The organism is Heterorhizobium halophytocola (genome assembly GCF_017873095.1).
Taxonomy (GTDB): domain Bacteria; phylum Pseudomonadota; class Alphaproteobacteria; order Rhizobiales; family Rhizobiaceae; genus Allorhizobium; species Allorhizobium halophytocola.
On the sequence record NZ_JAGGJU010000004.1, the window covers coordinates 194,151 to 217,870 of the forward strand.

At 64.7% G+C, this 23,720-nt stretch carries 25 protein-coding genes; 15 read left to right on the plus strand and 10 right to left on the minus strand.

The window, feature by feature from the left end:
* The first annotated feature begins 2 nt into the window (after window positions 1-2).
* The 3 genes from aroC (at window position 3) to J2Z17_RS08780 (ending at window position 2,816) form a co-directional block, all read left to right on the plus strand.
* Window positions 3-1,106, plus strand: a complete 1,104-nt coding sequence (aroC, locus tag J2Z17_RS08770) for a chorismate synthase (RefSeq protein WP_209943947.1) — start codon at window positions 3-5, stop codon at window positions 1,104-1,106.
* A 33-nt stretch (window positions 1,107-1,139) separates the two neighbouring features.
* Window positions 1,140-2,240, plus strand: coding sequence for a 3,4-dihydroxy-2-butanone-4-phosphate synthase (gene ribB / locus J2Z17_RS08775; protein WP_209943948.1), 1,101 nt, complete (start codon window positions 1,140-1,142; stop codon window positions 2,238-2,240).
* 195 nt (window positions 2,241-2,435) lie between these two features.
* Complete coding sequence (locus tag J2Z17_RS08780) at window positions 2,436-2,816, plus strand: YkvA family protein (protein WP_209943949.1); 381 nt, start codon at window positions 2,436-2,438, stop codon at window positions 2,814-2,816.
* A 31-nt stretch (window positions 2,817-2,847) separates the two neighbouring features.
* Here J2Z17_RS08780 and J2Z17_RS08785 read toward each other — a convergent pair whose 3' ends face one another.
* The 4 genes from J2Z17_RS08785 to J2Z17_RS08800 form a co-directional block, all read right to left on the minus strand.
* Window positions 2,848-3,624 carry a gamma-glutamyl-gamma-aminobutyrate hydrolase family protein gene (locus J2Z17_RS08785; RefSeq protein WP_209943950.1) on the minus strand — a complete coding sequence of 259 codons (777 nt, stop codon included), beginning with the start codon at window positions 3,622-3,624 and terminating at the stop codon, window positions 2,848-2,850.
* A gap of 193 nt (window positions 3,625-3,817) precedes the next feature.
* Entirely contained in the window at window positions 3,818-4,519 is a 702-nt protein-coding gene (locus J2Z17_RS08790) for an RES family NAD+ phosphorylase (RefSeq protein WP_209943951.1), read from the minus strand.
* Window positions 4,520-4,948 (minus strand): antitoxin Xre-like helix-turn-helix domain-containing protein, encoded by a 429-nt coding sequence (locus J2Z17_RS08795; protein ID WP_209943952.1) that lies wholly within the window; start codon window positions 4,946-4,948, stop codon window positions 4,520-4,522. It lies immediately after the preceding gene.
* A gap of 75 nt (window positions 4,949-5,023) precedes the next feature.
* Complete coding sequence (locus J2Z17_RS08800; protein ID WP_209943953.1) at window positions 5,024-6,211, minus strand: winged helix-turn-helix domain-containing protein; 1,188 nt, start codon at window positions 6,209-6,211, stop codon at window positions 5,024-5,026.
* Between the two features lie 147 nt (window positions 6,212-6,358).
* On the opposite strand from J2Z17_RS08800, the gene J2Z17_RS08805 reads away from it, so the two are divergent.
* Genes J2Z17_RS08805 through J2Z17_RS08815 form a run of 3 tightly spaced genes read left to right on the plus strand, consistent with a single transcriptional unit; the run spans window position 6,359 to window position 8,233 of the window.
* A complete protein-coding gene (locus tag J2Z17_RS08805) occupies window positions 6,359-7,039 on the plus strand; it encodes an energy-coupling factor ABC transporter ATP-binding protein (RefSeq protein WP_209943954.1) in 681 nt (226 codons plus the stop codon).
* Window positions 7,036-7,638: a CbiQ family ECF transporter T component gene (locus tag J2Z17_RS08810; RefSeq protein WP_209943955.1), complete on the plus strand. Its 603-nt coding sequence runs from the start codon at window positions 7,036-7,038 to the stop codon at window positions 7,636-7,638. The genes J2Z17_RS08805 and J2Z17_RS08810 overlap by 4 nt, the downstream gene beginning before the upstream one ends.
* Before the next feature lie 31 nt (window positions 7,639-7,669).
* Entirely contained in the window at window positions 7,670-8,233 is a 564-nt protein-coding gene (locus J2Z17_RS08815) for a biotin transporter BioY (protein WP_209943956.1), read from the plus strand.
* Between the two features lie 3 nt (window positions 8,234-8,236).
* On the opposite strand, the gene J2Z17_RS08820 is transcribed toward J2Z17_RS08815, so the two are convergent.
* Window positions 8,237-9,526 (minus strand): hypothetical protein, encoded by a 1,290-nt coding sequence (locus tag J2Z17_RS08820; protein WP_209943957.1) that lies wholly within the window; start codon window positions 9,524-9,526, stop codon window positions 8,237-8,239.
* 245 nt (window positions 9,527-9,771) lie between these two features.
* Between J2Z17_RS08820 and pqqA the strand changes: the two genes are divergently transcribed.
* The 5 genes from pqqA (at window position 9,772) to pqqE (ending at window position 13,301) form a co-directional block, all read left to right on the plus strand.
* Window positions 9,772-9,867 carry a pyrroloquinoline quinone precursor peptide PqqA gene (gene pqqA, locus J2Z17_RS08825; protein WP_209943958.1) on the plus strand — a complete coding sequence of 32 codons (96 nt, stop codon included), beginning with the start codon at window positions 9,772-9,774 and terminating at the stop codon, window positions 9,865-9,867.
* A 273-nt stretch (window positions 9,868-10,140) separates the two neighbouring features.
* Window positions 10,141-11,058, plus strand: a complete 918-nt coding sequence (gene pqqB / locus J2Z17_RS08830) for a pyrroloquinoline quinone biosynthesis protein PqqB (RefSeq protein ID WP_209943970.1) — start codon at window positions 10,141-10,143, stop codon at window positions 11,056-11,058.
* Window positions 11,042-11,833, plus strand: coding sequence for a pyrroloquinoline-quinone synthase PqqC (gene pqqC / locus J2Z17_RS08835; RefSeq protein ID WP_209943972.1), 792 nt, complete (start codon window positions 11,042-11,044; stop codon window positions 11,831-11,833). The genes pqqB and pqqC overlap by 17 nt, the downstream gene beginning before the upstream one ends.
* On the plus strand, window positions 11,830-12,132 hold the full coding sequence (pqqD, locus tag J2Z17_RS08840; RefSeq protein WP_209943974.1) for a pyrroloquinoline quinone biosynthesis peptide chaperone PqqD: 303 nt from the start codon (window positions 11,830-11,832) through the stop codon (window positions 12,130-12,132). The genes pqqC and pqqD overlap by 4 nt, the downstream gene beginning before the upstream one ends.
* Window positions 12,129-13,301 (plus strand): pyrroloquinoline quinone biosynthesis protein PqqE, encoded by a 1,173-nt coding sequence (pqqE, locus tag J2Z17_RS08845; protein ID WP_209943976.1) that lies wholly within the window; start codon window positions 12,129-12,131, stop codon window positions 13,299-13,301. The genes pqqD and pqqE overlap by 4 nt, the downstream gene beginning before the upstream one ends.
* Window positions 13,302-13,307: 6 nt before the next feature.
* Here pqqE and J2Z17_RS08850 read toward each other — a convergent pair whose 3' ends face one another.
* Window positions 13,308-13,709: an acyl-CoA thioesterase gene (locus J2Z17_RS08850; protein WP_209943979.1), complete on the minus strand. Its 402-nt coding sequence runs from the start codon at window positions 13,707-13,709 to the stop codon at window positions 13,308-13,310.
* Window positions 13,710-13,880: 171 nt separating this feature from the next.
* Here J2Z17_RS08850 and J2Z17_RS08855 point away from each other — a divergent pair, with 171 nt between their 5' ends.
* Both J2Z17_RS08855 and J2Z17_RS08860 read left to right on the plus strand, forming a co-directional pair.
* Window positions 13,881-14,816, plus strand: a complete 936-nt coding sequence (locus J2Z17_RS08855; protein WP_209943981.1) for a histone deacetylase family protein — start codon at window positions 13,881-13,883, stop codon at window positions 14,814-14,816.
* A gap of 2 nt (window positions 14,817-14,818) precedes the next feature.
* Window positions 14,819-15,070 carry an exodeoxyribonuclease VII small subunit gene (locus J2Z17_RS08860; RefSeq protein WP_209943983.1) on the plus strand — a complete coding sequence of 84 codons (252 nt, stop codon included), beginning with the start codon at window positions 14,819-14,821 and terminating at the stop codon, window positions 15,068-15,070.
* Window positions 15,071-15,134: 64 nt separating this feature from the next.
* Here J2Z17_RS08860 and J2Z17_RS08865 read toward each other — a convergent pair whose 3' ends face one another.
* Genes J2Z17_RS08865 through J2Z17_RS08875 form a run of 3 tightly spaced genes read right to left on the minus strand, consistent with a single transcriptional unit; the run spans window position 15,135 to window position 18,289 of the window.
* Window positions 15,135-16,682: a DHA2 family efflux MFS transporter permease subunit gene (locus tag J2Z17_RS08865; protein WP_209943985.1), complete on the minus strand. Its 1,548-nt coding sequence runs from the start codon at window positions 16,680-16,682 to the stop codon at window positions 15,135-15,137.
* Entirely contained in the window at window positions 16,675-17,871 is a 1,197-nt protein-coding gene (locus J2Z17_RS08870; protein WP_209943987.1) for an HlyD family secretion protein, read from the minus strand. Before J2Z17_RS08870 ends, J2Z17_RS08865 begins: the two co-directional genes overlap by 8 nt.
* A gap of 10 nt (window positions 17,872-17,881) precedes the next feature.
* Entirely contained in the window at window positions 17,882-18,289 is a 408-nt protein-coding gene (locus J2Z17_RS08875; RefSeq protein WP_209944332.1) for a MarR family winged helix-turn-helix transcriptional regulator, read from the minus strand.
* A 257-nt stretch (window positions 18,290-18,546) separates the two neighbouring features.
* Here J2Z17_RS08875 and J2Z17_RS08880 point away from each other — a divergent pair, with 257 nt between their 5' ends.
* Together J2Z17_RS08880 and dxs are read left to right on the plus strand one after the other, a co-directional pair.
* On the plus strand, window positions 18,547-19,470 hold the full coding sequence (locus tag J2Z17_RS08880; protein WP_209943989.1) for a pirin family protein: 924 nt from the start codon (window positions 18,547-18,549) through the stop codon (window positions 19,468-19,470).
* Between the two features lie 94 nt (window positions 19,471-19,564).
* The gene (gene dxs / locus J2Z17_RS08885) at window positions 19,565-21,484 is read left to right on the plus strand and encodes a 1-deoxy-D-xylulose-5-phosphate synthase (protein WP_209943991.1); all 1,920 of its coding nucleotides are present in this window, start codon (window positions 19,565-19,567) and stop codon (window positions 21,482-21,484) included.
* 104 nt (window positions 21,485-21,588) lie between these two features.
* On the opposite strand, the gene J2Z17_RS08890 is transcribed toward dxs, so the two are convergent.
* The gene (locus J2Z17_RS08890; RefSeq protein ID WP_209943993.1) at window positions 21,589-23,496 is read right to left on the minus strand and encodes a methyl-accepting chemotaxis protein; all 1,908 of its coding nucleotides are present in this window, start codon (window positions 23,494-23,496) and stop codon (window positions 21,589-21,591) included.
* Window positions 23,497-23,720: the final 224 nt, after the last annotated feature.

A 23,720-nucleotide genomic window follows, 5' to 3' on the forward strand; every position in this document is an offset into this window, starting at 1 on the left:
CGATGTCGCACAATACCTTCGGTCATCTTTTCCGTGTCACCACCTGGGGCGAAAGCCATGGGCCCGCGCTCGGCGCCGTGGTCGATGGCTGCCCGTCGGGCCTGCGCTTTCGCCCGGAGGACATCCAGTCCTTCATGGACAAGCGAAAGCCCGGCCAGTCGCGCTTCGTCACCCAGCGGCGCGAGGATGATATCGTCAAGGTGCTGTCCGGTGTCATGCCGCAGGACGATGGCACGATGATCACCACCGGCACGCCGATCTCGCTGGTGATCGAAAACACCGACCAGCGCTCGAAGGATTACGGCGAGATTGCCCGCCAGTACCGACCCGGCCATGCCGACTATACCTATGACGTGAAATACGGGATCCGCGACTATCGCGGCGGCGGCCGCTCGTCGGCCCGCGAGACGGCGGCCCGCGTGGCGGCCGGCGCGATCGCCCGGCTCGTCATTCCCGGCGTCACCATCCGGGCAGCCCTGGTGCAGATCGGCAAGCATAGGATCAACCGCGACAACTGGACCTGGGACGAAGTCGACAACAATCCGTTCTTCTGCCCCGACCCCGCGATGGTGCCCGTGTGGGAGGCCTATCTCGACGAGATCCGCAAGGCCGGCTCCTCGATCGGCGCCGTCGTCGAAGTGGTCGCCGAAGGCGTTCCCGCCGGCCTCGGTGCGCCGATCTACGGCAAGCTCGACCAGGATATCGCCGCCGCCCTGATGTCGATCAATGCCGTCAAGGGCGTCGAGATCGGCAACGGCTTTGGTGCTGCCGAAATCTCCGGCGAGGAAAATGCCGACGAGATGCGCATGGGCAATGACGGCAAGCCGATCTTCCTGTCGAACAATGCCGGCGGCGTGCTCGGCGGCATTTCGTCCGGCGAGCCGGTGGTCGCCCGCTTTGCCATCAAGCCGACCTCGTCGATCCTGACAGAGCGCCAGACCATCGACGCCGACGGCCACAATGTCGACCTCAGAACCAAGGGTCGTCATGACCCCTGCGTCGGCATCCGCGCCGTGCCCGTCGGCGAGGCGATGTTCGCCTGCGTGATCGCCGATCATTTCCTGCGAGACCGCGGCCAGACCGGCCGCCAGAGCCACCAGCCCTGAGGGCCGGCACCAGACAGAGACGAGGACAAGCCCATGTCATTTGACCAGAAGCGCGTCGTCGACGCGATCCGTGCCTTCGAGGCCGGCGAAATCGTCGTCGTCACCGATGATGACGGACGGGAGAACGAGGGCGACCTGATCGTCGCGGCCGTGCATTGCACGCCGGAGAAGATGGGCTTCATCGTCCGCCATACCTCCGGCATTGTCTGCACGCCGATGCCGAAGGAAGAGGCCAAGCGGCTGAACCTGAATGCCATGGTGGCCGAAAACGACAGCGCCCACACCACCGCCTTCACCGTCTCCGTCGATTTCAAGCATGGCACGACCACCGGGATTTCGGCCGAAGACCGCAACATGACGGTGCGCAATCTGGCCAATCCGAATGTCGGTGCCGCCGATTTCGTTCGCCCCGGTCATATCTTCCCGCTGATCGCCCGCGAAGGCGGCGTGCTGATGCGCTCGGGCCATACCGAAGCCGCCGTCGACCTCTGCAAGCTGGCAGACCTGCCGCCGGTCGGCGTGATCTGCGAACTGGTCAACGACGACGGCAGCGTCATGCGCGGACCGCAGGTCTCGGCCTTCGCCGAGACGCACAAGCTGAAGCATGTCTCGGTGGCGGATCTCATCGCCTACCGCCAGCGCAAGGAAACGCTGATCCAGCACGTCTCCACCTTCGATATCGACACGCCCTATGGGCCGGCCAAGGGGCATGCCTATTCGCTCCCCTGGGACCCGATGCAGCATCTGGCCGTCGTCTTCGGCGACATTCGCGACGGCGAGGACATTCCGGTGCGCCTGCAACTTGAAAATGTCGGCCGCGACGTATTCGGCAAGGAGCGGCAGGTGGATGCCGTGATGAAGCGGATCGCCGACGAAGGCCGCGGCATCATCGTCTATCTGCGCGAGGGGTCGGTCGGCGTCGGCGCCTCGACCACGGCGCGCACCGGCAAGTTCGACCGCGAGGGCCATGACGAGGCGAAGGTGCGGGAAAGCGAATGGCTGGAAATCGGTCTCGGCGCCCAGATCCTGAAGGATCTCGGCATCACCTCGATCCGGCTCTATGCGTCGCGCGAACGCCATTATGTCGGCCTGGAAGGCTTCGGCATCCGCATCGCCAGCACCGATACGGCCTGAGGCTGCAACCGGCCCGTCGTTCGGCCCGGCATGGATCGGGCCGGGCGCTGCCGGCGGGCGGCTTGGGCTTGCCGGCGCACCGTCTCCAAGGGCACACCTGTGGCGGCACGACGAACGCAGGCGGGACAGACCGCCTGCCGCTAGCCCTGTCCGGCCGGGACAGGTGGAGGAGCACCAGACTGATAGGCTAAGGGAATGGTGAGTGGCATCCGCCAATGGGCCGGGATCATCAAGAGGGATACGCTGTCTCTCTATCTGGCCGCCCGTGACCCGCGAACACCCTGGCCTGCAAAGCTCATCGCCGCGTCGGTCGTGGCCTATGCGCTATCTCCGATCGACCTGATCCCGGATTTCATCCCCGTCATCGGCTATCTCGACGACGTCGTGCTCGTGCCGATCGGCCTGTGGATCGCCGTGCGGCTTGTGCCCCGCGAGGTGATGGCGGACTGCCGCGCCCGGGCCGCGCAGCTTTCCGAACGGCCGACGAGCCGGATTGCCGCCGCCGTCTTCGTTCTGATCTGGCTGGGGGCCGCTACGGCGACGGGCTGGCTTGCCTATCAGGCCTTGGCCGGCTGACCGGCCTCAAACACCCCGTCGCGCTTGCAGATCAACCGCGACGCTTCGTCCGGTAGGTCCGCACCGAGCGGCCGAACTCCTCGAACAGCGCCTTGTTGATCGGGTTGGTGGCCGGGTCGTATTCGGCGTGCCACTGGACCCCGAGCGCGAAGCCATCGGTTTCCTTGAAGCGGATCGCCTCGATCGTCCCGTCGTCGGCGACGCCTTCCACGGCGATGCGTTCTCCGACGTCGAGAATCCCCTGGCCGTGCAGCGAATTCACCCGGATCACGTCACGACCGAGAATTTCGGCGAAACGGCCCTCCGGCACGAGGCGAACCTCGTGGCGATCGGCAAAGACCACGGTCGGATCGGGATGAATCTCGCCGTTTTCGAGCCTCGGCATGCGGTGGTTGATGCGCCCGGGAAGCTCGCGGATCTCCGGGTGCAGCGTGCCGCCCGCCGCAACGTTCATTTCCTGGAACCCGCGGCAGATGCCGAACAGCGGCACGCCGCGCTCCAGACAGGCATCGATCAGCGGCAGCGCGACGCTGTCGCGCGCCTCGTCATAGGGCTCGTGCTTCGGATCGGGTTCGGTGTGGAAGCGCAGGGGATGGACATTGGCGCGCGCACCGGTGAGCAGGATGCCGTCGACCACGTCGAGAAGGTCGTCGATATCGGTGAGCTCCGGATCGCCGGCGAACATGATCGGGGTTGCCCCCGCCACCTCGGCCACCGCCTTCATGTTGGTGACGCCGACCATCTGGACTTCGAAACGCTGTTCCACGCTATAGGAATTGCCGATCACACCGATTACGGGCTTTGTCATATCAACTCGCTGCCTTTCGGACGCGCGCCGGCCAATGAACGTCGTCGCGGTCTTTCCGATTTCCGTTTCATGCTGTTGTAAGACGCATTGTGCGCTGCGCCAAGGGCACGATGAGTAACCTCACCGTCAATGAAGGACGCAGGCTCAAAAAATCCGGAGCATCGGTCAAAAGACGCCTGCTGGTTCCAGGGGCTCAAGGCAATGTCAGCGGGCCATCGGTCTGCGGGTCGGGATCGCCGGCCCAGACGAGACGATAGACATCGCCCTGGCGCACCGACTGGACGGCGGCGGGCCGCAGCACCGCAAAGCAGGTCCCGCCCTCTTGGCGCACCGAGGGATAGACGATGCCGTTGAGGGCCTCGCGGCGCGCTTCGGCCGCCAGCGCATTGCCGGCCGGATAGCCGATCCGGATGTCCGGATCGAGCGAGGGATGGTCCGGCACCGCCCTCAGGTCGAGGAAGTCACCCGACAGGCTGCAAAACATTTCCGCATATTCGACGACCGCGTGGAAGTCTCCCGCCTGGCGCAGGAATTCGCGCATGTGGAAGGTGATTTCGGCAAGACAGGTGTCCACGGCGAGCGCCGCATACCATGCGCCCCGGGTCTGGCCGTTGAAACGGTTCGGCGCACGCGGTCTGGCATAGGCGAAACTGGCATTGATGAAATGCGCATGCGGCACGTCGAACACCAGTTCATTGGCCTTCAGGCCGGAGATGCCGCCGAGTTCGGCCATCCGGCGCGAACTGGTTGCGCCTTCGATTTCGGCCAGCGCCGACAGCTCCTCATCGGTATCGACGAGCGGCGACAGCACCGGCTCGCGCAATCTGGCGGTCGAGACCAGCCGCACCGTCTTCGGATAGGCAAGCGTTACGACCGGAACGCCACTTGAACGCACTCACAATCCTCCACGAACGGCATCAATATAGCGCCGCACCTCCAGCATCAGCGGTATGCCCTCCTCCACCATGGCCGCCACGGGCGGGCGCCCGTCAAACAGCGGCCCCGAATTGTCGAGCTGCAGCCAGCGGTCCGCCATGTCGTCGGCAAACAGCAGATGCAGGCCCTTGTAGATGCCCGTCAGCACGGAGATACGGGTCATCTGGTCCTGGCTCAGCGTCTTTGCGCCTGCCTCGGGCTTCATTCGCTCCCAGGTGCTCGTCGACACCCCGAGCAAGGCGGCGGCCTGCGCGCCGGTCAGCTTCCACTGGCCGGCCAGCCGCCGATAGGCCTTCAGCGCCGTCTTCGACAGCCGCTGACGATCCTGTTCTGCCGCAAATCCCTGTCGTGTGCCGCTCTTCCGTGTCAGTTCCACCAGTTCCGCCATGGTCAACTCCATCAGATGATGGAGGATATATAGGTCAAATGGTGACGAATTGCCAGAACTTTGGTGTTTAGCGCGTCACCCTCGCCATCCCTCGAGATAGGTCACCGTCTCGACGCCGGCGAACCTTGCAAGCCGCATCAGTTCGGCGTCCAGCCTTTCCAGCCGCCCCGCCGACGGACGCACCTTGTCTTCCAGCCAGAGCCGCTTGACGGCGAGCGTGCCTGCCTTCCTATCCGCCTTCATGTCGATGCGGCCAATGATCCGGTCGCCTTCCAGAAGCGGGAAGACATAATAGCCGTATTGCCGCTTCGGCTCGGGGACGAAGATCTCGATGCGGTAGAAGAAGCCGAACAGGCGCTCCGCCCTGTTGCGATCGCGGATCAGCGGATCGAACGGGCTGAGCGTGCGGATGCGCGCCGGCGGCTCGGGCGCATCGAGCAGTGCCTCGAGCCCGTCCGAAAAGGCAAAGGCATTGCGTGGCCTGCCGTCCACCGTTTCGAGAGACAGCTCTTCCAGCTCCGCGCGATTGGCCTCCACCCAGTCCTTGGCTTCCTGCGGCGTGACAATCGCCCAGAAGGCGGCGATCTCGCCGGATGTCGCGAAACCGAGACGCTTCAAAGCTTCGCGGCAGGCCCAGTCGACGAAGGCGTCATGCTCGACCACGGCGGCGAAATGCTCGGCCGGGATCACCCGTTCGGCCAGGTCGTAAACCTTCTGGAAATTTTCCCGCGCCGAGATCGCCAGCTTGCCGGACTGCCAGAGAAACTCCAGCGCGGTCTTCGACGGATGCCAGTTCCACCAGCCGCCCGACTGGTGGTCCTCGTCCTTGACCTCGCGCGAACGGATCGGCCCGCCGTCGACGATCCGCTGGTGTATCTCGTCGAAGGCCCGGTCGAAGCCCTCGCCACGCCATTTCGGCCAGCGCTCCAGGATGCGCTCTTCCTTGCGGGCGAAGAAATGCTTCCACTGCGGATAGAAGGCGGTCGGGATGATCGCCGCATCGTGGGTCCAGTGCTCGAACAGCAGCCGGTCCTTCTCGAGCAGCGGTGTCAGCTGCGCCGGCCGATAGGTCTGGTTGCGCGAAAACAGGATCTGGTGATGGGCGCGCTCGACGGTCGATATGCTGTCGACCTGGACGAAGCCGAGATCGTGGATCAGCTGATAGAGCTCGCCACGCGCCATCGCCCGTTGCGGGGGCCGCGACAGCCCCTGTCGTTCGAGAAAGATGCGCCTTGCCTGGGAATTGCTTACCGGAATAGCCATGGTTGCGACGCTAGCCGATGTTCCCGTTATGTTCAATATGTCTGCGGCGGTTTTCTCTGCGGCGCCCAGCGAACCCGGGAGTGCCGGTCTTCGCATCGGCGGACGGAATGGCTATAGAGGGGCCGACCAGGGCCGAGGACATCAGGTTTGCAGATCATTTTCGACGGCGCGACGGTGCGCCATGACGCGCGCGAAGCCATTCATCCGCTCACACTCTCGCTCGACGATCATCGGATCGGCGTGATCGGCCTCAACGGGTCCGGCAAGACGACCTTTGCGCGGCTGATCGCCGGTCTGACAGTGCCGAGCGACGGCAAGGTGATGATCGACGGCCTCGACAGCGTTGCCGACGCCAACACCCTGCGCGGACGGATCGGCTTCATCTTCCAGACTCCCGGCAACCAGATCATCCTGCCGATCGTCGAGGACGATATCGCGCTCGGCCTGAAGCCGTTGAAGCTCGGCAAGGCGGAGATCGCGGCCCGGGTCGAGGCGGCGCTGTCGCGTCTCGGCATCGCCCATCTGGCCAAGCGTCGCCCGCACGAGCTCTCCGGCGGGGAGCTGCAGCTGGCAGCGCTTGCCGCCGTTCTGGTCACCGCGCCGTCCCTGGTGATCTTCGACGAACCCACCAACCAGCTCGACTTGAAGAACCGCGCGGTCGTCGAACAGGCGATCGCGGCACTCGACGAAAGCGCCATCGTCATCAGCCACGACCTCGACCTTGTCGCGACATTCCCCCGCGTGCTGGTGTTCGACCAGGGCCGCATCGCCTTCGACGGCCCCGCGCAGCAAGCGATTGCCCGCTACAGGGAGATCGCGCTTCGATGAGAAGTCTCTATGTCGCAGGCCGTGGGCCGCTTTACCGCCTGCCCGCCGGGGTCAAGCTGATCGGGCTGATGGTCTTCGGCCTGCTGCTCTTCCTGACCCGCAGCCCTGCCCTGTTATCAACCGGCCTCGGCTGCGCGGCACTTGCCTATTTCACCCTCGGGCAGAGGCCGGGCGCCGCGCTGAAGCCGCTGCGGCCGGTCCTTCTGACGATTGCCGTCGTCACCCTGTTCAATCTCGTCTTCGTCTCACCCGGTGAGGCACTGGTGACCGTGCTCAGGCTGACCGCGCTGGTGCTGGCGGCCACGGCGGTCACGGCGACCACGCGGATCGGCGACCTGGTCGATGCAATATCCTTCGCCGCCCGACCGCTCGAGCGCATCGGTCTGGTGCGGGCCGACGATATCGGCCTGTCGGTCGGCCTGGTGATCCGGTTCCTGCCGGAAATCCTTGCCCGCTACGCGGCGTTGAAACTCGCCCACCGCGCGCGGGGCCTGAAGCCCGCGGTCCTTACCATGATCGCCCCGCTGGTGATCCAGACGCTGAAGGATGCGGACGCGATCGCCGACGCCATTGACGCCCGCGGCATTCGCCGCCAATGAAGACCCGCCTGAGATTATTTGAGGAAGTTTCATGAAAACCCGTGACCTCGTACTCGTTTCACTGTTTGCCGCGATCATCGTGGCGCTCGGCCTGATGCCGCCGATCACGCTCGGCTTCGTGCCGGTGCCGATCACCCTGCAGTCGATGGGCGTGATGCTGGCCGGCGTCGTGCTCGGCGCAAGACGCGGCGCGCTGGCGCCCCTGCTCGTCATCCTGCTCGTCGTCATCGGCCTGCCGGTGCTCTCCGGCGGCCGCGGCGGCCTTGCGGTCTTTGCCGGTCCGACCGTCGGCTATCTGATCGGCTGGGTGCCGGGTGCCTATGTCGCCGGCCTGATCGCCGAACGCTTCGCCAGGCCGTCGCTTTCCGCCGTGACGCAGACGATCGGCTTCTTCGCCGCGGCAGCGCTCGGCGGCATCGTCGTCGTCAATCTCTGCGGCATCCTGTGGCTCGGCCTCGGCGCCGGTCTCGGCCTTTCCAAGGCCTTCCTCGGTTCGCTCGCCTTCGTGCCGGGCGACCTGTTGAAATCGGCCGTGGTGGCGCTTGCCGGCCGCTCGGTGATGGTCGGCTATCCGCTGCTGCCGCGGCGCGCCTGACGATCAGTCCAGCGCTTCGAAATACCGTGCGCCCGCCTCCGACAGGAGCGGGCGCGCATCCTTCAAGGGAAGGCTCAGCACATCATCCGTGCAGGTGAAGATGACATGCGGCAGGTCGCTCAAGGCAAAGACCAGATCCTCGCCCTTGATATAGGCGGTCAGATTGGTCCGGATCAGATCGGGAATGCCGCAATCGGCTTCCATCTGGTCGTCGCCCTTCTGCCGGTGCGCCTCCAGATAGTCGACCAGTTCATCGCTCGGTCCCCAGACGATCTGGTCCGGATCGACCCCAACTGCCGCCGGATCGACGATATTGCCGTCAAAATCGCGGGCGACCCAACCCTTTACCAGGTCGCGCGGCCGCACCAGTCGGCCGGCCTCTACGTCGATCATGACGTGGTTTTCGAAATTGTTGGGATGGGCACCGCCGCAGAAAAAGCTGCCGCCTTCGGTGATCCCCATCAATCGGTCGGTCAGATGATCGACCGTGATGCTGTGATTGCCGTCGAAGCCGTTGCTGCCGACCGGTGTGGCGGGAGACCAGTCAAAGCCGAGATAAGCCTGGGAAAGACAGTCGAAAGCGGGGTCCTCGGCCTCGGCACGCAGGCGGCCAAGCAAGCCGTTCAGGCGGGCGAGATCCGCGCCGGGAAGAACCGTGACAACCGGATATTCGAAGCCGATGCGCGAATCGACGTCGAGCCGGTAGCGGCCCTTGCCGAGCGAGATGTCCTTCCCGGGCGTCAACGCGAACGCCATCTTGGCGGCCACATAAGGCTGCGCCTCGGCGCTCCATTGCGCGACTGCCAGATCTTTGTCGGCGTCGGGTTCATCGGCCAGATCGAAGGTGAAGTAGTCGAGCGCCTCCACCGTCCGGGCCTTGCGGGTCCCCTTGATCGCAAGCACGATCGGCAAGGACGTCTTGCCCTTGTCCGCACGCCAGGATCCCTTAAGGCTCGGTTGCCCGATCCTGCCGTCCAGCGTCCAGTGTGCCCCGATGACGGCCTTGCTGAGCGGCACATCATCCTTGCCGAGACAGGTCTCTGCGCGACACGGGGCCTCCTCGGCAATCTGCAGACCCGACTTGGCCGCCGTCAGATGCAGCGGGATGTCGCCACCCTTGGCGAGATAGGCATAGCGGCCGAAGCGGACGGGTCCGGCATCGGGCTTGATGAATTCGGCGATGATAGCGATTTTGCCAAGCGTGCCCGCATAGGTCACAGCCTCGTCGGCCATGGCCGGAAAAGCCCAGGCCTCAAGGCCGGCGACGAGGCCCATCAACACAATCCGACGCATGATCGTTTCCCCTCCGGCGATTTGCGGCTGCCCGACTCTACGCCTGCCAGGGACCGCGAACAAAGGGGAAGATCGATATTCACACACGTATCACGAGAATTTCGCGGAACCGATACATTTGGCTGTATTGGCCGCCTCGCCTCGGCGGCCTACCATGAGCCGAGCCTTGAGGAGAGGGCCAAGCTGTCGATCGGGCGCATGCTGTCCGCGGCAGTGACCGACAGTATCAACCGGGAGGAATTGCCATGAAATGGACTGCACCGAAATTCGTCGAAGTGTCCTGCGGCATGGAGATCAATCGCTACGCGCCGGCCGACGGCAACGAGCCGATCCTGTTCTGACGAAAGCCGCAGCGCTGTCGCGACTTCAGACAGCGGGCACTTCAACGGCCTTTGCATCGGGCACGGATTTTTCCGCTCGGTGCCGTTCGTCCGACCGCCGGCGTTTCGAATACGCGACACTGTTCGACGAGACTGGGTGCCCTATGCGCCCCTGCATCGGGCGGGGCATGGAACTCGACCACCATGGCGCGCCCGATGACAGCAAAAGCCTGCAGCGTCGCGGCTTGCCGCGTGCCGGCATCCTCTTGTTCCAGGATTGATGAGCGAGAACCGATGGCATCCATCCGGTTTCTGGTACTCGGCGCGGCCGCAGGTGGCGGACTGCCGCAATGGAATTGCGGCTGCGTCAATTGCCGGGCCGCGCGCGATCCCGCCGCACCGCTGATGCCGCAGACGCAGTCGTCGCTGGCGGCGAGCGTGGACGGTGAAAACTGGGTGCTGTTCAATGCCTCGCCGGATCTGCGGACCCAGATCGAGCACAACCGGATGCTTCACCCGAAGGACCTGCGCGACAGCCCGATCCGCTCCGTCGTGCTCACGAACGGTGATGTCGACCATATTGCCGGCCTGCTGACGCTGCGGGAAAAACAGGAATTCAGCCTCTTTGCCACGCCCGGACTGCAGGCGCTTCTCGCCGCCCATCCGGTGTTCGGCGTGCTCGATCCGGCCCTGGTCGCGAAGATCGAGGTCGATCTCGAAACGGATATCACGCCGCTTGCCGGCCTGACGGTGCGGCTGTTTGCGGTGCCCGGCAAGGTACCCCTCTACCAGGAGACGTCAGAGCTTTCGCTCGATCAGGAGACCGACCAGACCGTCGGCGTCGAGCTTTGCGCAGGCGGGCGCCGCGCCTACTATATTCCCGGCTGCGGTCGGATGACGGAAGCGCTGGCACGACGCATCGACGGTGCCGACATCGTCTTCTTCGACGGCACGCTGTTTACCGACGACGAGATGATCCGTGCCGGAACGGGCCTGAAGACCGGCCGGCGCATGGGGCACATGCCGATCACCGGCGACGGCGGAAGTCTGGAGGCGCTCGGGCGTCTTGCGATCGGCCGACGGCTCTACATTCACATCAACAACACGAACCCGATCTGGCGGGCGGGCCCCGAACGGGCCGCGGTGGAGGCTGCCGGCTTCACCATCTGCCATGACGGGCTGGAGGTAATCCTCGATGCCCAGTTCCAATGACACGGCGCTTGATCGCAAGGCCTTCGAACGGAGGCTTCGGCAAATCGGCGCCGAACGCTATCACGACAAGCACCCCTTTCACGCCATGCTGCATGGCGGACAATGCTCGATGCGACAGGTGCGCGCCTGGGTGATCAATCGCTATTACTATCAAAGCCGCATTCCGATGAAGGACGCGGCCTTCCTGTCGCGCTGCGAGGATCCGGACCTGCGCCGCGTCTGGCGCCGGCGCATCGATGACCATGACGGCGGGGTCGAGGATGGCGGCGGCCTCCGGCGCTGGCTGCGGCTGGCGGAAGCCGTCGGCCTCGATCCCGACTATGTCGCCTCGACCAGCGGCGTGCTGCCCGCCACGCGCTTTGCCGTCGATGCCTATGTCCGCTTTGTCCGCGACATGCCGCTGCTGGACGCCGTCGCGGCCTCGCTGACGGAACTCTTCGCGCCGCAGATCCATCGCGACAGGATTGCCGGCCTTCTGGAGCATTACGGCTTTGCCGATGATGCCGCCCTCTCCTATTTCCGTAAGCGGCTGAACGAGGCACCCGACGATGTCGCCTTCGGCCTTGCCTGGGTGCTCGACCATGCCGATACGCTGGAACGTCAGGATGCGGCAGCGGCGGCCCTCACCTTCAAGACCGATGTTCTCTGGGCGCAGCTCGATGCGCTGCACGCGGCCTATGTCAGCCCCGGGCGGATCGCGCCGGGCGGCTGGGATGGGCGTGAAGGCGTGACCGGCGCCGTCGACGAGGACCGGTTGCGGGGAGCGGCGGAATGACCGGGCAACCCACCGTCGTGCAGATTTCCGGGGACAGCGTGGTGCGGCTGGCCCGTGGTGTGCGGCTGCGGGAGGATCCGGTGCGTGGCCAGACCGTGCTTCTCGCGCCGGAGCGGGCGCTGGCGCTCGACGAGATCGCCATTGCCGTGGTCAAGGCGCTGGACGGCGAACGGACATTGCAGGCGATCGCCGCGGATTTCGCCCACCAGTTCGACGCGCCCGAAGACACGATCCTCGCCGACATCATCGCGATGATCGGCGCCTTTTCCGAGCGCCGGCTGCTGGAGTTCGTCCGATGACCGCGCCACTCGATACCTCCGCCCCGGCCTCCAAGCCACGTCCGGCGCCACCGATCGCACTGCTGGCGGAACTCACGCATCGTTGCCCGCTTGCGTGCCCCTATTGCTCCAACCCTCTTATACTGACCAACGCTGCTGAAGAGCTGACGACCTTCGAATGGACCGACGTCTTTCAGCAGGCCGCGGATCTCGGTGTCCTGCACCTCCACCTGTCCGGCGGAGAGCCAGCCGTCCGGCGTGATCTCGTCGCGCTTGCCCAAAACGCCTCGGAACGCGGGCTTTACACCAATCTCATCACCTCCGGTATCGGCCTGACCGAAAGGCGCGTCCGTGAGCTTGCGGATGCCGGACTCGATCATGTGCAACTGTCGATCCAGGGTGTGCGACCGGCCGATGCCGACCGTTATGCGGGGTATGAAGGGGGCTACGACCGCAAGATGACAGTCGCCGGCTGGCTGGCCGATGCCGGCCTGCCGCTCACGGTCAACGCCGTCTGCCACAAGCAAAACATGGGCGATATCGGCGCCATGCTGGAGCTTGCCATCAGGCTCGGCGCCCGGCGCATCGAGATCGCCACCGTGCAGTTTCACGGCTGGGCGGAGAAGAACCGGCAGAGCCTGATGCCGACCCGCGCACAGGTGATCGAAACGAACGCGATCGTGGCCGCCGCGCGCGCGCGGCTGAAGGGGACGCTGGTGATCGATTACGTGCCGGCCGACCACCATTCGCGGTTCCCCAAGGCCTGCATGGGCGGCTGGGGCTCGAGCGGGCTCAATGTCACGCCGTCCGGCCGCCTCCTGCCCTGCCACGCAGCCGAGACCATACCGCATCTGACCTTCGAAAATGTCCGTGACACGCCGCTTGCCGCGATCTGGTACGACAGCGCCGCCTTCAACGCCTATCGCGGCGACGACTGGATGCAGGAGCCATGCCGCAGCTGTTCGCGAAAACCCATCGACCATGGCGGCTGCCGCTGCCAGGCGATGGCGCTTGCCGGCGATGCGGCAGCAACCGACCCGGTCTGCGTCTATTCCCCCTTGCACGCCACACTGGCTGACGCGGCAGAGACGGACGGAAACGCAAAGCCCGGAGCCTTCGTCTACCGGGGACGGCCGGCAGTGGAGCGAACGACCGCAGCGGCGCGCATGGTCGCGCAAGAGAAGCTCTAGGAGCTTTCAGTCCAGATACTGATAGAGCCAATCGCGGATGTCTTCGGGGATGGCGACGGGGTCGCTGGCGTCACGGTCGGTGGCGGTGCGCATCAGTTCGACTTCGGCGGCGATCACGTTGCCGCGCTCCATGGCGATGGTGAAGCCAACGAATTTCCCGCCGATCTTGTCGACATTGACGGTCATCCGCACGAGGTCGTCCGGCTTCAGCGCGTCGGCGATGCGGCAGGCGGTCTTGGTGGTGAGGAAGAGCGGCTCGTCTTCGATCGCCGGTCGGCAACGCCAGAAGCTGGCAAGCGCCGCTTCCGCGTGATCGATATAGGCCGATGCGCGCATCCGACCGTCCATATCGATATCCCGGAAGGGAACGCGCATCTCGGTGACCACAACGCGCTCAACATGCTTCATGCAATTGCCTCATATCTTCTGTCTACCCATTCTTAGAGGGATATTTACGGCGAGAACAGGGTCTGGACGCCGCATGGGCGGTGTGGCGTGTTGACAAAACCCGGCTATCGCCCAAGTGAACCATCGAAAACCCATGGCATCTCCATGCGGATGCAAGAAGGAACCGAAGAGATGACCACCCGCCTTTATGAGCACGCGATCTTTCTGGAGCATGATACGCCGAGCGGCCATCCCGAACGCGCGGACCGGCTGCGCTCGCTCAACATTGCCCTCCAGCATCCGAATTTTTCCAGCCTCGACCGCCGGCAGGCGCCGCAGGCGAATGAGGATGCGGTGACGCTCGCCCATCCGGAGGAGCATCTCTTCGCCGTCATGCGGCAGATCCCCGAGGAAGAGGGCGAGATCGCCCAGATCGAGTCCGACACCTATGTCTCGCAGAAGTCGCTGCAGGCGGCGCTGACCGGGGTCGGCGGGGCATTGGCCGCGGTCGACGACGTGATGACCGGTGCGGTCGACAACGCCTTCGTCGCCTCGCGCCCGCCCGGCCACCATGCCGAAAAGACCAAGGCGATGGGCTTCTGTCTGTTCAACAATATCGCGATCGCCGCCCGCCATGCGCAAAAGGTGCACGGGGCCGAGCGCGTCGCGATCGTCGACTGGGACGTGCACCACGGCAATGGCACGCAGGACATCTTCTGGGACGATCCGTCGGTGCTGTTCTGTTCCACCCACCAGATGCCGCTCTATCCCGGCAGCGGGGCAAAGAACGAGACCGGCACCGGCAACAACATCGTCAACGCGCCGCTGTCGCCGAATACCGGGTCGGACCATTTCCGCGAGGCCTTCAAGTCGCGGGTGCTGGCCGCCCTCAAGGATTTCTCGCCGGACCTGATCCTGATCTCGGCCGGCTTCGACGCGCATCACCGCGATCCGCTGGCGCAGATCAATCTCGTCGGCGACGATTTCGACTGGGCGACCGGCCGGCTGCTTGAGGTCGCCGATCGTTTTGCCGGCAACCGGGTCGTCAGCCTGCTGGAAGGCGGCTATGATCTGGAAGGGCTTGCCGAGTCGGCAGGCATGCATATTTCGAGACTGATGAAGGGTTAGACATGAGCGACAGCGCGACGACGGAGATCGCATCCTACACGTTCGAGAAGGCGGTGGCCGAACTGGAGAGCATCGTGGCGCGGCTGGAACGCGGCGACGTGGCGCTCGACGAGTCGATTGCGATCTATGAGCGCGGCGAACTGTTGAAGAAGCACTGCGAGACACTGCTGTCGGCTGCGGAAAACCGGATCGAGAAGATCCGCCTCGACCGCGCCGGCAAGCCGCAAGGCGTCGAGCCGCTGGACAGCCAGTAAGACATCGGCAGCAAGGAATGCAAAAGCCCGGCGGAGATGCCTCCCGCCGGGCTTTGTCGTTCGTCTATTCCATGACGATCGCATGGTCGTCGTCGTCGGCCTTCTTCGTCTGCCCCGGCTTGCGCAGCAGCAGGCAGAGCGGCATGACGGCGAGCGACATCAGCATCAGCAGCTTGAAGTCGTCGGTATAGGCGATGATCGTCGACTGCAGCGTCACCATCTGGTCGAGCGCCGCACGGCCGGCCGCGGTAAAGGGACTGAGACCTGCCGCCGCCGGATTGTCGAAGGCATGGTTGAACGGTGTCACGTGGCTCATCAGTTCGGCATGGTTGATCTGCACATTCTGCACCAGAAGCGCCGAGACCACCGCGATGCCGACGCTGGAGCCGATATTGCGCGACAGGTTGTAGAGCCCGGTGCCATCGCCGCGCATCTCGGCCGGCAGGGTGGCAAAGGCCATCGTCGTCAGCGGCACGAAGAGGAAACCGAGCCCCGCGCCCTGGACGAAACCGACATAGATGATTGTCCACTGCGAGACATCCGGCGTCCAGGCGGTCATGTCATACATCGCCCAAGCGGTGATGCCGAGACCGATGAACAGCAGCAGGCGGGTATCGACCTTGTTGATCAGCCGGCCGACCAGCATCATGCAGACCATCGTGCCGAGCCCGCGCGGACCCATGACAATGCCGGCGGTGATCACCGGATAGCCCATCAGCGATTGCAGATAGGGCGTCATCAGCGCCAGCGAGGCCAGATAGGTCACCCCGATGACGAAGATGAAGAGCATCGACACGGCAAAGTTCCGGTCGAGGAACAGCCTGGGATTGATGAAGGTCTTTTCGCGGGTGAAGGTGTGCACCAGCAGCATGTAGAAGCAGCTGACGAAGATCACCGTTTCGATGATGATCTCGCCGGATGCGAACCAGTCCAGTTGCTGGCCGCGGTCGAGCATCATCTGCAGCGCGCCGATGGCGATCGACAGGAGGCCGAAGCCCAGCCAGTCGAGCTTGGCCTTGTCGTTGACGTCGGTCTCGTGGACATAGGCGGAGATGCCGGCAAAGGCGAGGATGCCGATCGGCACGTTGATGTAGAACACCCAGCGCCAGCTCAGGTGGTCGGTCAGCCAGCCGCCGATCACCGGTCCGAGCACCGGGCCGACCATGACCGAGACCCCGAACATGGCCATGGCCGAGCCGCGTTCCTCGACGGAATAGATGTCGAGCAGGATGCCCTGCGACAGCGGCACGAGCGCCGCGCCGAAGAAGCCCTGCAGCAGCCGGAAGCCGACGATCTGGGTCAGCGACTGGGCAAGGCCGCAGAGGATCGAGGCGGTAACGAAGCCGGCGATCGCCACCAGCAGCACGCGCTTGCGGCCGAAGCGGGCGGCGAGGAAGCCGGACGGCGGGGTCATGATCGCGGCCGCGACGATATAGGAGGTCAGCACCCAGTTGATCTGGTCGGCGCTCGCCGACACGCTGCCCTGGATGAAGGGCAGCGCGACGTTCGCGATCGTGGTGTCGAGCGCCTGCATGATCACCGCAAGGATGACGCAGGCCGAGATCGCGCCGCGATTGAAGATCGGCTTGGCGGCGGCGACGGCATCACTCATGGGCGTAGGCGTTCTCGTGGCCGAGCAGATTTTCGACGAAGAGCGGCAGGCCGCGCGCGTGACCGGTTTCGATCGACACCACGGTGCTCATGCCAACCCGCAGCGGCGGATTGTCCGGGTTCTCGTCGATATCGATCCGCATCGGGATGCGCTGGACGACCTTGACCCAGTTGCCCGACGAATTTTCCGACGGCAGCAGGGAAAAGCTGGAGGCGGATGCCGGGCTGACGCTCGCCACCTTTCCGGTCCATGTCGCACCGGGATAGGCATCCACCGTGATCGTCACCGGCTGGTCGGGGCGCACATAGGTAAGCTCGGTTTCCTTCGGATTGGCGTCGATCCACAAATGCTCCGAGGACACCACCGAGAAGGCGGCCTGGGCGGCCGGCAGATAGCTCCCGACCTGCAGCGCACTGACATTCGTCGCGATCCCGTCGAACGGCGCCTTCACCACGGTGTGGTCGAGTTCGCGCTGCGCATCGTCGACGGCAGACTTGGCTTCCAGATAGGTGGGATTGGTTTCGATCGCGGCATCGGCATCGCCGCCGAGGACCGCCAGCGTCTGGTCGGCCTGCGCCCTGGCGACCGCCACCTTCTGGCGGGCGGCCTCCAGATCGTGCTTGGCCTCGTCGAGCGTGTTCTGCGAGGCGACGGAGGTCGAATTCAGTCGCACCTGGCGGTCATAAACCGTCTGGAAATAGGGCAGATCGGCCTTCGCCTGCGCGGTCTCGGCGAGAGACGCCTTGTAGGCGGCCTTCAGGTTCAAAAGCTGGTTGCGGGCCGCGCCAAGCTTGGCCCTGGCGGCGTCGAGCGCCACCTGGAACGGCTTCGGGTCGAGCCTGAACAGCACCTCCCCGGCCTTGACGGGCTGGTTGTCGTGCACCGCGATCTCCTGCACGATGCCGGAGACATCGGTCGACAGGTTGACGATGTCGGCGCCGATATAGGCATTGTCGGTCTCCATCACCTGGCCGCCGGTCACGTAGACATAGCCGCCGGCAATCAGCGCGAGGGGCACCACGAGAAACAGCAGGGGGCGGGTCAGGCTGCGCCGGCGGCGCGGCTTGACAGCGCTAACAGCGCTGTCCCGGTCATTGGCGGCAACGGTCTCCGTGGCGCGTGCCGTTTCCGGCGTCGCCTCGTCCAGATCCCGATCCTGATTGTTCGCTACGGCAGTCACTTTGGGCATCTCATTTTCCTCAAGGCGTCGCCTCTTCCAGGCCCTGGGCCTGGCAGGCGCGCGACATGTTGGTTTTCACGCGTTCGAGCATGGACAGCAGCAATTCCCGCTCTTCGGCGGAAAACCCTTCGATCGCTTCGGCGCGGGTCTCTTCGGCAAGGCCCTGCATGCCGCTGAAAAGGCCCCGGGCCTCGTCGGTCAGATACATCAGCTTCAACCGCCGATCCGTCGGATGGGCGCGGCGCTCGACAAGCCCGCGCTCGACAAGCTTGTCGAGCACGCGGGTAAGCGAGATCGGCTCGACGGCAAGAAGTTCGGCCAGTCCGGCATTGTGGATGCCTTCGTTGCGCTTCAGGTAGGCGAGCGCATGCCATTGCGCCCGGGTCAAACCCGTGTCACGGGCGCGGAATTCGAACCGTTTGCTCATCAGGCGCGATATGTCGTTCAGCAGGAACCCGAGCGAAGGCGGGGTCGTCGCACAGGCCACAAGGCAGCTCCACGAAGTCGGAAGATTTCATAAGGGTCCATATGATATAGACCCATATGATTATTTTTGCAATGCACACGCGACAGATTTTCCCGCCAGATCCGCGCCAGGGTTGACGATGCGTATACGCAAAGCGCCTTCCGGTCCGGCCCCTGCGGGCGTAGATTGCGGGCGATTGCAAGAGGAGCCTTTTTCCAATGTCCTTCTTTCCCGGCAACGATCCGCAGGTGGGCGACGCCTTTGCCTGCGACGCGATCGAGCACCTGATCATTCCGCGCTCCAGCGATATCGGCGGCTTTGCCGTACGCCGCGCGCTGCCGACGGCGAGGCGCCGGCTGGTCGGCCCGTTCATCTTTTTCGACCGGATGGGCCCTGCCCTGCTGCGGGCCGGCGACGCGCTCGACGTCAAGCCGCATCCGCATATCGGGCTTTCGACGGTCACTTATCTGTTCGACGGCGAGATCAAGCACCGCGACAGCCTCGGCACCGAACTGGTGATCGAACCCGGCGACATCAACCTGATGACGGCCGGACGCGGCATCGTCCATTCGGAGCGCACACCGGAGCGGCTGCGCGGCGCGGCCCACTCCGTCTCCGGCCTGCAGACCTGGCTGGCACTGCCCGACCACATGGAGGAGATTGACCCCGCCTTCGCCCATACGGCGCGCGCCGACATGCCGGAATTTGCCGCGGACGGCGCCCGCGGACGGGTGGTCATCGGCGCGACGGGCGGGCTCACCTCGCCGGTCAAGGTCTTCTCCGACACGCTGTATGTCGACGTGACACTCGAGGCCGGCGGACGTTTTCCGCTCGACACCGCGCATGAGGAGCGGGCCGTCTATATCCTCTCCGGTACGCTCGATGTCGCGGGCGACGTGTTTGCAGCGGACCAGCTTCTGGTGTTCCGGCCGGGCGACCCGATCACGCTCAAGGGTGGTGAGGCCGGTTGCCATGTCATGGTCTTCGGCGGAGCGGCCCTCTCCTCCAAAAGGCATATCTGGTGGAACTTCGTTTCGTCCTCGAAAGAGCGGATCGAACAGGCCAAGGAAGAGTGGCGCAGCGGGGGTTTCGACATCGTACCGGGGGACGAAGAGGAGTTTGTCCCTTTGCCGGCCGGCTAGGCCTCGCTATATAGGGAGGAATGCGGGACAATTGCCTGACGATCCGGGGAATGATATCGCGCATCCGAAGATCAGAAGAAGAGGCGATAGCCCCGTGACATCCCTGCCCGCCACACCGCTGCTCGACACCGTGCATATCCCGGCCGACCTGAAGGCGATCGAGGACCGCGACCTGCCGCAGCTTGCCCGCGAAGTGCGCGACGAGATGATCGACGCGGTATCGCAGACCGGTGGCCATCTGGGAGCCGGTCTCGGCGTGGTCGAGCTGACGATCGCGATCCACAAGGTTTTCGATACGCCCGACGACCGGCTGATCTTCGACGTCGGCCACCAGTGCTATCCGCACAAGATCCTGACCGGTCGCCGCGACCGTATCCGCACGCTTCGCCAGGAGGGCGGCCTGTCCGGCTTCACCAAGCGGGCGGAAAGCGAATACGATGCCTTCGGCGCGGCGCATTCCTCGACCTCGATCTCGGCCGGCCTCGGCATGGCCGTCGCCTCCGACCTGTCGGGAGCCGACCGCAAGGTGATCGCGATCATCGGCGACGGCGCGATGTCGGCCGGCATGGCCTATGAGGCGCTCAACAATGCCGGCGCGCTGGACGCCCGGCTGATCGTCATCCTCAACGACAACGACATGTCGATCGCGCCCCCGACCGGGGCGATGAGCGCCTATCTGGCGCGTCTCGCCTCCGGCCGCACCTATATGGGCTTTCGCGACTTCGGCAAGAAGCTGACAGCCTATCTCGGCAAGACGATCGACCGGGCCGTCACCCGCGCCGTCGAGCATGCCCGCGGCTATGTGACCGGCGGCACCATGTTCGAGGAAATGGGCTTTTATCATATCGGGCCGATCGACGGGCATTCCTTCGATCATCTGCTGCCGGTCCTGCGCAATGTCCGCGACAACGCCAAGGGTCCGGTGCTGATCCATGTGGTAACCCAGAAGGGCAAGGGCTACGCACCGGCCGAGGCCGCCGCCGACAAATATCACGGCGTCAACAAGTTCGACGTGATCACCGGCGCGCAGGCCAAGGCCAAGCCGAACGCGCCTGCCTATACTGCCGTGTTCGGCGAGGCGCTGGTGCAGGAAGCGCGCCTGGACGACAAGATCGTCGGCATCACCGCCGCCATGCCGTCCGGCACCGGCATCGACAAGCTGCAGGAGGTCTTCCCCGAGCGCACCTTCGATGTCGGCATCGCCGAGCAGCACGCGGTTACCTTTGCCGCCGGCCTGGCGACGGAAGGCTACAAGCCGTTCTGTGCGCTCTATTCGACCTTCCTGCAGCGCGGCTATGACCAGGTGGTCCATGACGTCGCCATCCAGGGCCTGCCGGTGCGCTTTCCGATCGACCGCGCCGGAGTCGTCGGCGCCGATGGTCCGACCCATGCGGGCTCGTTCGACACGACCTTCCTTGCCGCCCTGCCCGGCTTTGTCGTCATGGCGGCATCCGACGAGGCCGAACTGAAGCACATGGTGCGCACCGCGGCGGCCTATGACGACGGCCCGATCTCGTTCCGCTATCCGCGCGGCGAAGGCATTGGCGTGCAGATGCCCGAGCGCGGCGAAATCCTCGAAATCGGCAAGGGCCGGATCGTCAAGGAGGGCACCAAGGTAGCGCTGCTCTCCTTCGGCACGCGGCTTGCCGAATGCCTGCTGGCAGCAGAAGATCTGGATGCCGCCGGACTGTCGACCACGGTCGCCGATGCCCGTTTCGCCAAGCCGCTCGACCACGACATGATCCGCCGGCTGGCGCGCGAGCACGCGGTGCTGATCACCATCGAGGAAGGCTCGGTCGGCGGCTTCGGCAGCCATGTGCTGCAGTTCCTCGCCGGAGAAGGCCTGCTCGACGGCGGCCTGAAGGTGCGCCAGATGGTGTTGCCGGATCTGTGGATCGACCAGGCCAAGCCGGAAGTGATGTATGCCGCCGCCGGCCTCGACGCACCGGGCATCGTCAAGACCGTGTTCGACGCCCTCGGCCAGAAGGGTCTCGGCTTCGGCACCATGGGCTGATCGCCGGCGCGACGGTTTGCCGCTGCGACCAATATCCTGACCTCCATGAAAAAAGGGGACCGACGACTGTCGGCCCCTCTTCCATCATGCTCTTAGACGGTGGATCAGAATTCCTGCCATTCGCCCGAGCCGCCGCCGGCGGCGCGCTTCATTGCCTGGGGTGCCGGCGTGGCAGGCTTGGCCATTGCGGCCGCGGTCTGGCGCAGGGCTGCGACCTTGACCGCAGGTTCGGCCTCGGCCAGGTGGAACTGGCCGACCAGCTCGCGCAGCTTGGCGGCTTCCATCGCCAGCGAGTTCGATGCCGCAGTCGATTCCTCGACCATGGCCGCGTTCTGCTGGGTCGACTGGTCCATCGAGTTGACCGCCTGATTGACCTCGGTCAGGCCGGTTGCCTGTTCCTTGGCGGAGATGGCGATCGCCTCCATATGGGTGTTGATCTGGACGATGAATTCGCCGATCGTGTTGAGCGCGCTGCCGGCGTCACGCACCAGATCGACGCCGTTCTTCACTTCGCCGGCCGAGGTGTTGATCAGGTCCTTGATCTCCTTGGCCGCATTGGCGGAACGCTGGGCAAGTTCGCGAACCTCCTGGGCCACCACGGCGAAGCCCTTGCCGGCTTCCCCCGCGCGGGCTGCCTCGACACCGGCATTCAGCGCCAGAAGATTGGTCTGGAAGGCAATCTCGTCGATGACGCTGATGATTGTCGAGATCTGCTTGGACCCCTCCTCGATCCGGCGCATGGCGTCTTCGGCATGGCTGACCACCTTGGCCGATTCGCCGGCCGACTTGTTGGCCTGGGCAGCGACCGTGCGGGCTTCGTCCGTCCGCTTGGTCGAATTGCTGACATTGGCGGTGATCTGCTCGACGGCGGCGGCCGTCTCTTCGAGCGCTGCAGCCTGCTGCTCCGTGCGCTTGGACAGATCATTTGCGCCGCTGGCGATCTCGCGGGTGCCCGATTCCATCGTGACGATGGTGGTTGAAATCTCCCCGAGCGTGTTGCCCAGCTGGTGTACCGACCGGTTGAAGTCGTGGCGCAACGCTTCGAAGTCCGGCGCAAACGCCTCGGTGAGCTGGAAGGAGAGATCGCCGGATGCCAGGCGTTTCAGACCGGCAGCCAGACCGGATGTGGCGATGCGCAGGCGTTCGGCGGCCTCGGACTCGGCGCGCTGCTGGGTGGCGATCCGTTCGGCCTCGGTGTGCAGGCGGTTCGCCTCTGCCTCGGCTTCCAGCCGCTTGTTGGAGATAGCGGCCTGGCGGAACACCTCGACGGATGCGGCCATATCGCCGATCTCGTCCTTGCGGTTGCCGCCGGGCACCTTGACGTCGGTATCGCCCTCGGTGAGGCGATGCATCACGCCGGCGATCTGCACAAGCGGACGGGCAATCCTGCGATTGCCGAAGATCGCCGAAGCAATGCCGAGGAGCAGGGCCGCGATCAGCGTTGCAATCGTGAAATTGCTGGCGCTGGCCGCGGTCGCCAGCATGTTGGCGCCCTCCTGGCTCACATCGCCGGACATGTCGTCGACGGCGTCCTGCAGCGCGCGGGACGCGTTCTCATAGGCCGTCAGTGCCGAGCCGAAGAATTTTTCGGTCGCCGCCGTGCGATCACCGCCTTCGAGCAGCGCCAAGGTGGCGTCCCATTCGGCCCCCATCGCGGTCAGCGCCTGCTTGACCTGCGCGAAAGCGTCCTTGTCGGCCTGATCAACGAGCAAGGCCTCGTAGCTTTGCAGGTCCTTGTCGAGGTGGCCGGCGGTATCCTCCAGCTTGGAGAGGAAGCTGTCGTGATCGCCCGCGGGGGCGTTCAGCAATCCGCTCTCGTCGATCCGCATTCGGGCGAGATCTGCATTGAGTTGTCCGAGGACGAGAAAAGCCGGCACACGGCTGTCGACCACAGCATGGGCGTCCATACGAATGGTAGAGAGCGAGCGAACCGAGAACAGTCCCTGCGCCAGGATGACCGCGACCAGAAGGCCGCTGATACCGGCCAGAAGTTTTGCTACTGAGATTTGCATTTTTTTGCCCCATTCTCCTTATTGGTGAACAAAGTCTAACGCAAAAATGACAACAATTAGTTATTTACCCCATAATTATAGGGGTGCTCATCAATGACACCGGAGATCGATTTTGCCGCCCTCCGGCTCCGCCCGCTCCTGCGCCTGCCGTGCGATTGAAATGCCCGTCATCTTCCTCCGGAACCTTAGGCCGGGAGACCGCGTTGTCTGGTCAACACGTCTTT

Bases quoted from the DNA above. Each gene is read 5' to 3' on its own strand.
- aroC (WP_209943947.1), top strand. From the start codon at position 3: ATGTCGCACAATACCTTCGGTCATCTTTTCCGTGTCACCACCTGGGGC.
- J2Z17_RS08875 (WP_209944332.1), bottom strand. From the start codon at position 18,289: ATGAGCAAACGGTTCGAATTCCGCGCCCGTGACACGGGTTTGACCCGG.
- J2Z17_RS08865 (WP_209943985.1), bottom strand. From the start codon at position 16,682: ATGAGTGATGCCGTCGCCGCCGCCAAGCCGATCTTCAATCGCGGCGCG.
- J2Z17_RS08795 (WP_209943952.1), bottom strand. From the start codon at position 4,948: ATGGCGGAACTGGTGGAACTGACACGGAAGAGCGGCACACGACAGGGA.
- pqqC (WP_209943972.1), top strand. From the start codon at position 11,042: ATGCCCAGTTCCAATGACACGGCGCTTGATCGCAAGGCCTTCGAACGG.
- J2Z17_RS08820 (WP_209943957.1), bottom strand. From the start codon at position 9,526: ATGCGTCGGATTGTGTTGATGGGCCTCGTCGCCGGCCTTGAGGCCTGG.
- pqqE (WP_209943976.1), top strand. From the start codon at position 12,129: ATGACCGCGCCACTCGATACCTCCGCCCCGGCCTCCAAGCCACGTCCG.
- J2Z17_RS08850 (WP_209943979.1), bottom strand. From the start codon at position 13,709: ATGAAGCATGTTGAGCGCGTTGTGGTCACCGAGATGCGCGTTCCCTTC.
- J2Z17_RS08780 (WP_209943949.1), top strand. From the start codon at position 2,436: ATGGTGAGTGGCATCCGCCAATGGGCCGGGATCATCAAGAGGGATACG.
- J2Z17_RS08815 (WP_209943956.1), top strand. From the start codon at position 7,670: ATGAAAACCCGTGACCTCGTACTCGTTTCACTGTTTGCCGCGATCATC.
- J2Z17_RS08810 (WP_209943955.1), top strand. From the start codon at position 7,036: ATGAGAAGTCTCTATGTCGCAGGCCGTGGGCCGCTTTACCGCCTGCCC.
- pqqA (WP_209943958.1), top strand. From the start codon at position 9,772: ATGAAATGGACTGCACCGAAATTCGTCGAAGTGTCCTGCGGCATGGAG.
- J2Z17_RS08855 (WP_209943981.1), top strand. From the start codon at position 13,881: ATGACCACCCGCCTTTATGAGCACGCGATCTTTCTGGAGCATGATACG.
- ribB (WP_209943948.1), top strand. From the start codon at position 1,140: ATGTCATTTGACCAGAAGCGCGTCGTCGACGCGATCCGTGCCTTCGAG.
- J2Z17_RS08870 (WP_209943987.1), bottom strand. From the start codon at position 17,871: ATGCCCAAAGTGACTGCCGTAGCGAACAATCAGGATCGGGATCTGGAC.
- J2Z17_RS08880 (WP_209943989.1), top strand. From the start codon at position 18,547: ATGTCCTTCTTTCCCGGCAACGATCCGCAGGTGGGCGACGCCTTTGCC.
- J2Z17_RS08890 (WP_209943993.1), bottom strand. From the start codon at position 23,496: ATGCAAATCTCAGTAGCAAAACTTCTGGCCGGTATCAGCGGCCTTCTG.
- pqqD (WP_209943974.1), top strand. From the start codon at position 11,830: ATGACCGGGCAACCCACCGTCGTGCAGATTTCCGGGGACAGCGTGGTG.
- J2Z17_RS08800 (WP_209943953.1), bottom strand. From the start codon at position 6,211: ATGGCTATTCCGGTAAGCAATTCCCAGGCAAGGCGCATCTTTCTCGAA.
- pqqB (WP_209943970.1), top strand. From the start codon at position 10,141: ATGGCATCCATCCGGTTTCTGGTACTCGGCGCGGCCGCAGGTGGCGGA.
- J2Z17_RS08785 (WP_209943950.1), bottom strand. From the start codon at position 3,624: ATGACAAAGCCCGTAATCGGTGTGATCGGCAATTCCTATAGCGTGGAA.
- J2Z17_RS08860 (WP_209943983.1), top strand. From the start codon at position 14,819: ATGAGCGACAGCGCGACGACGGAGATCGCATCCTACACGTTCGAGAAG.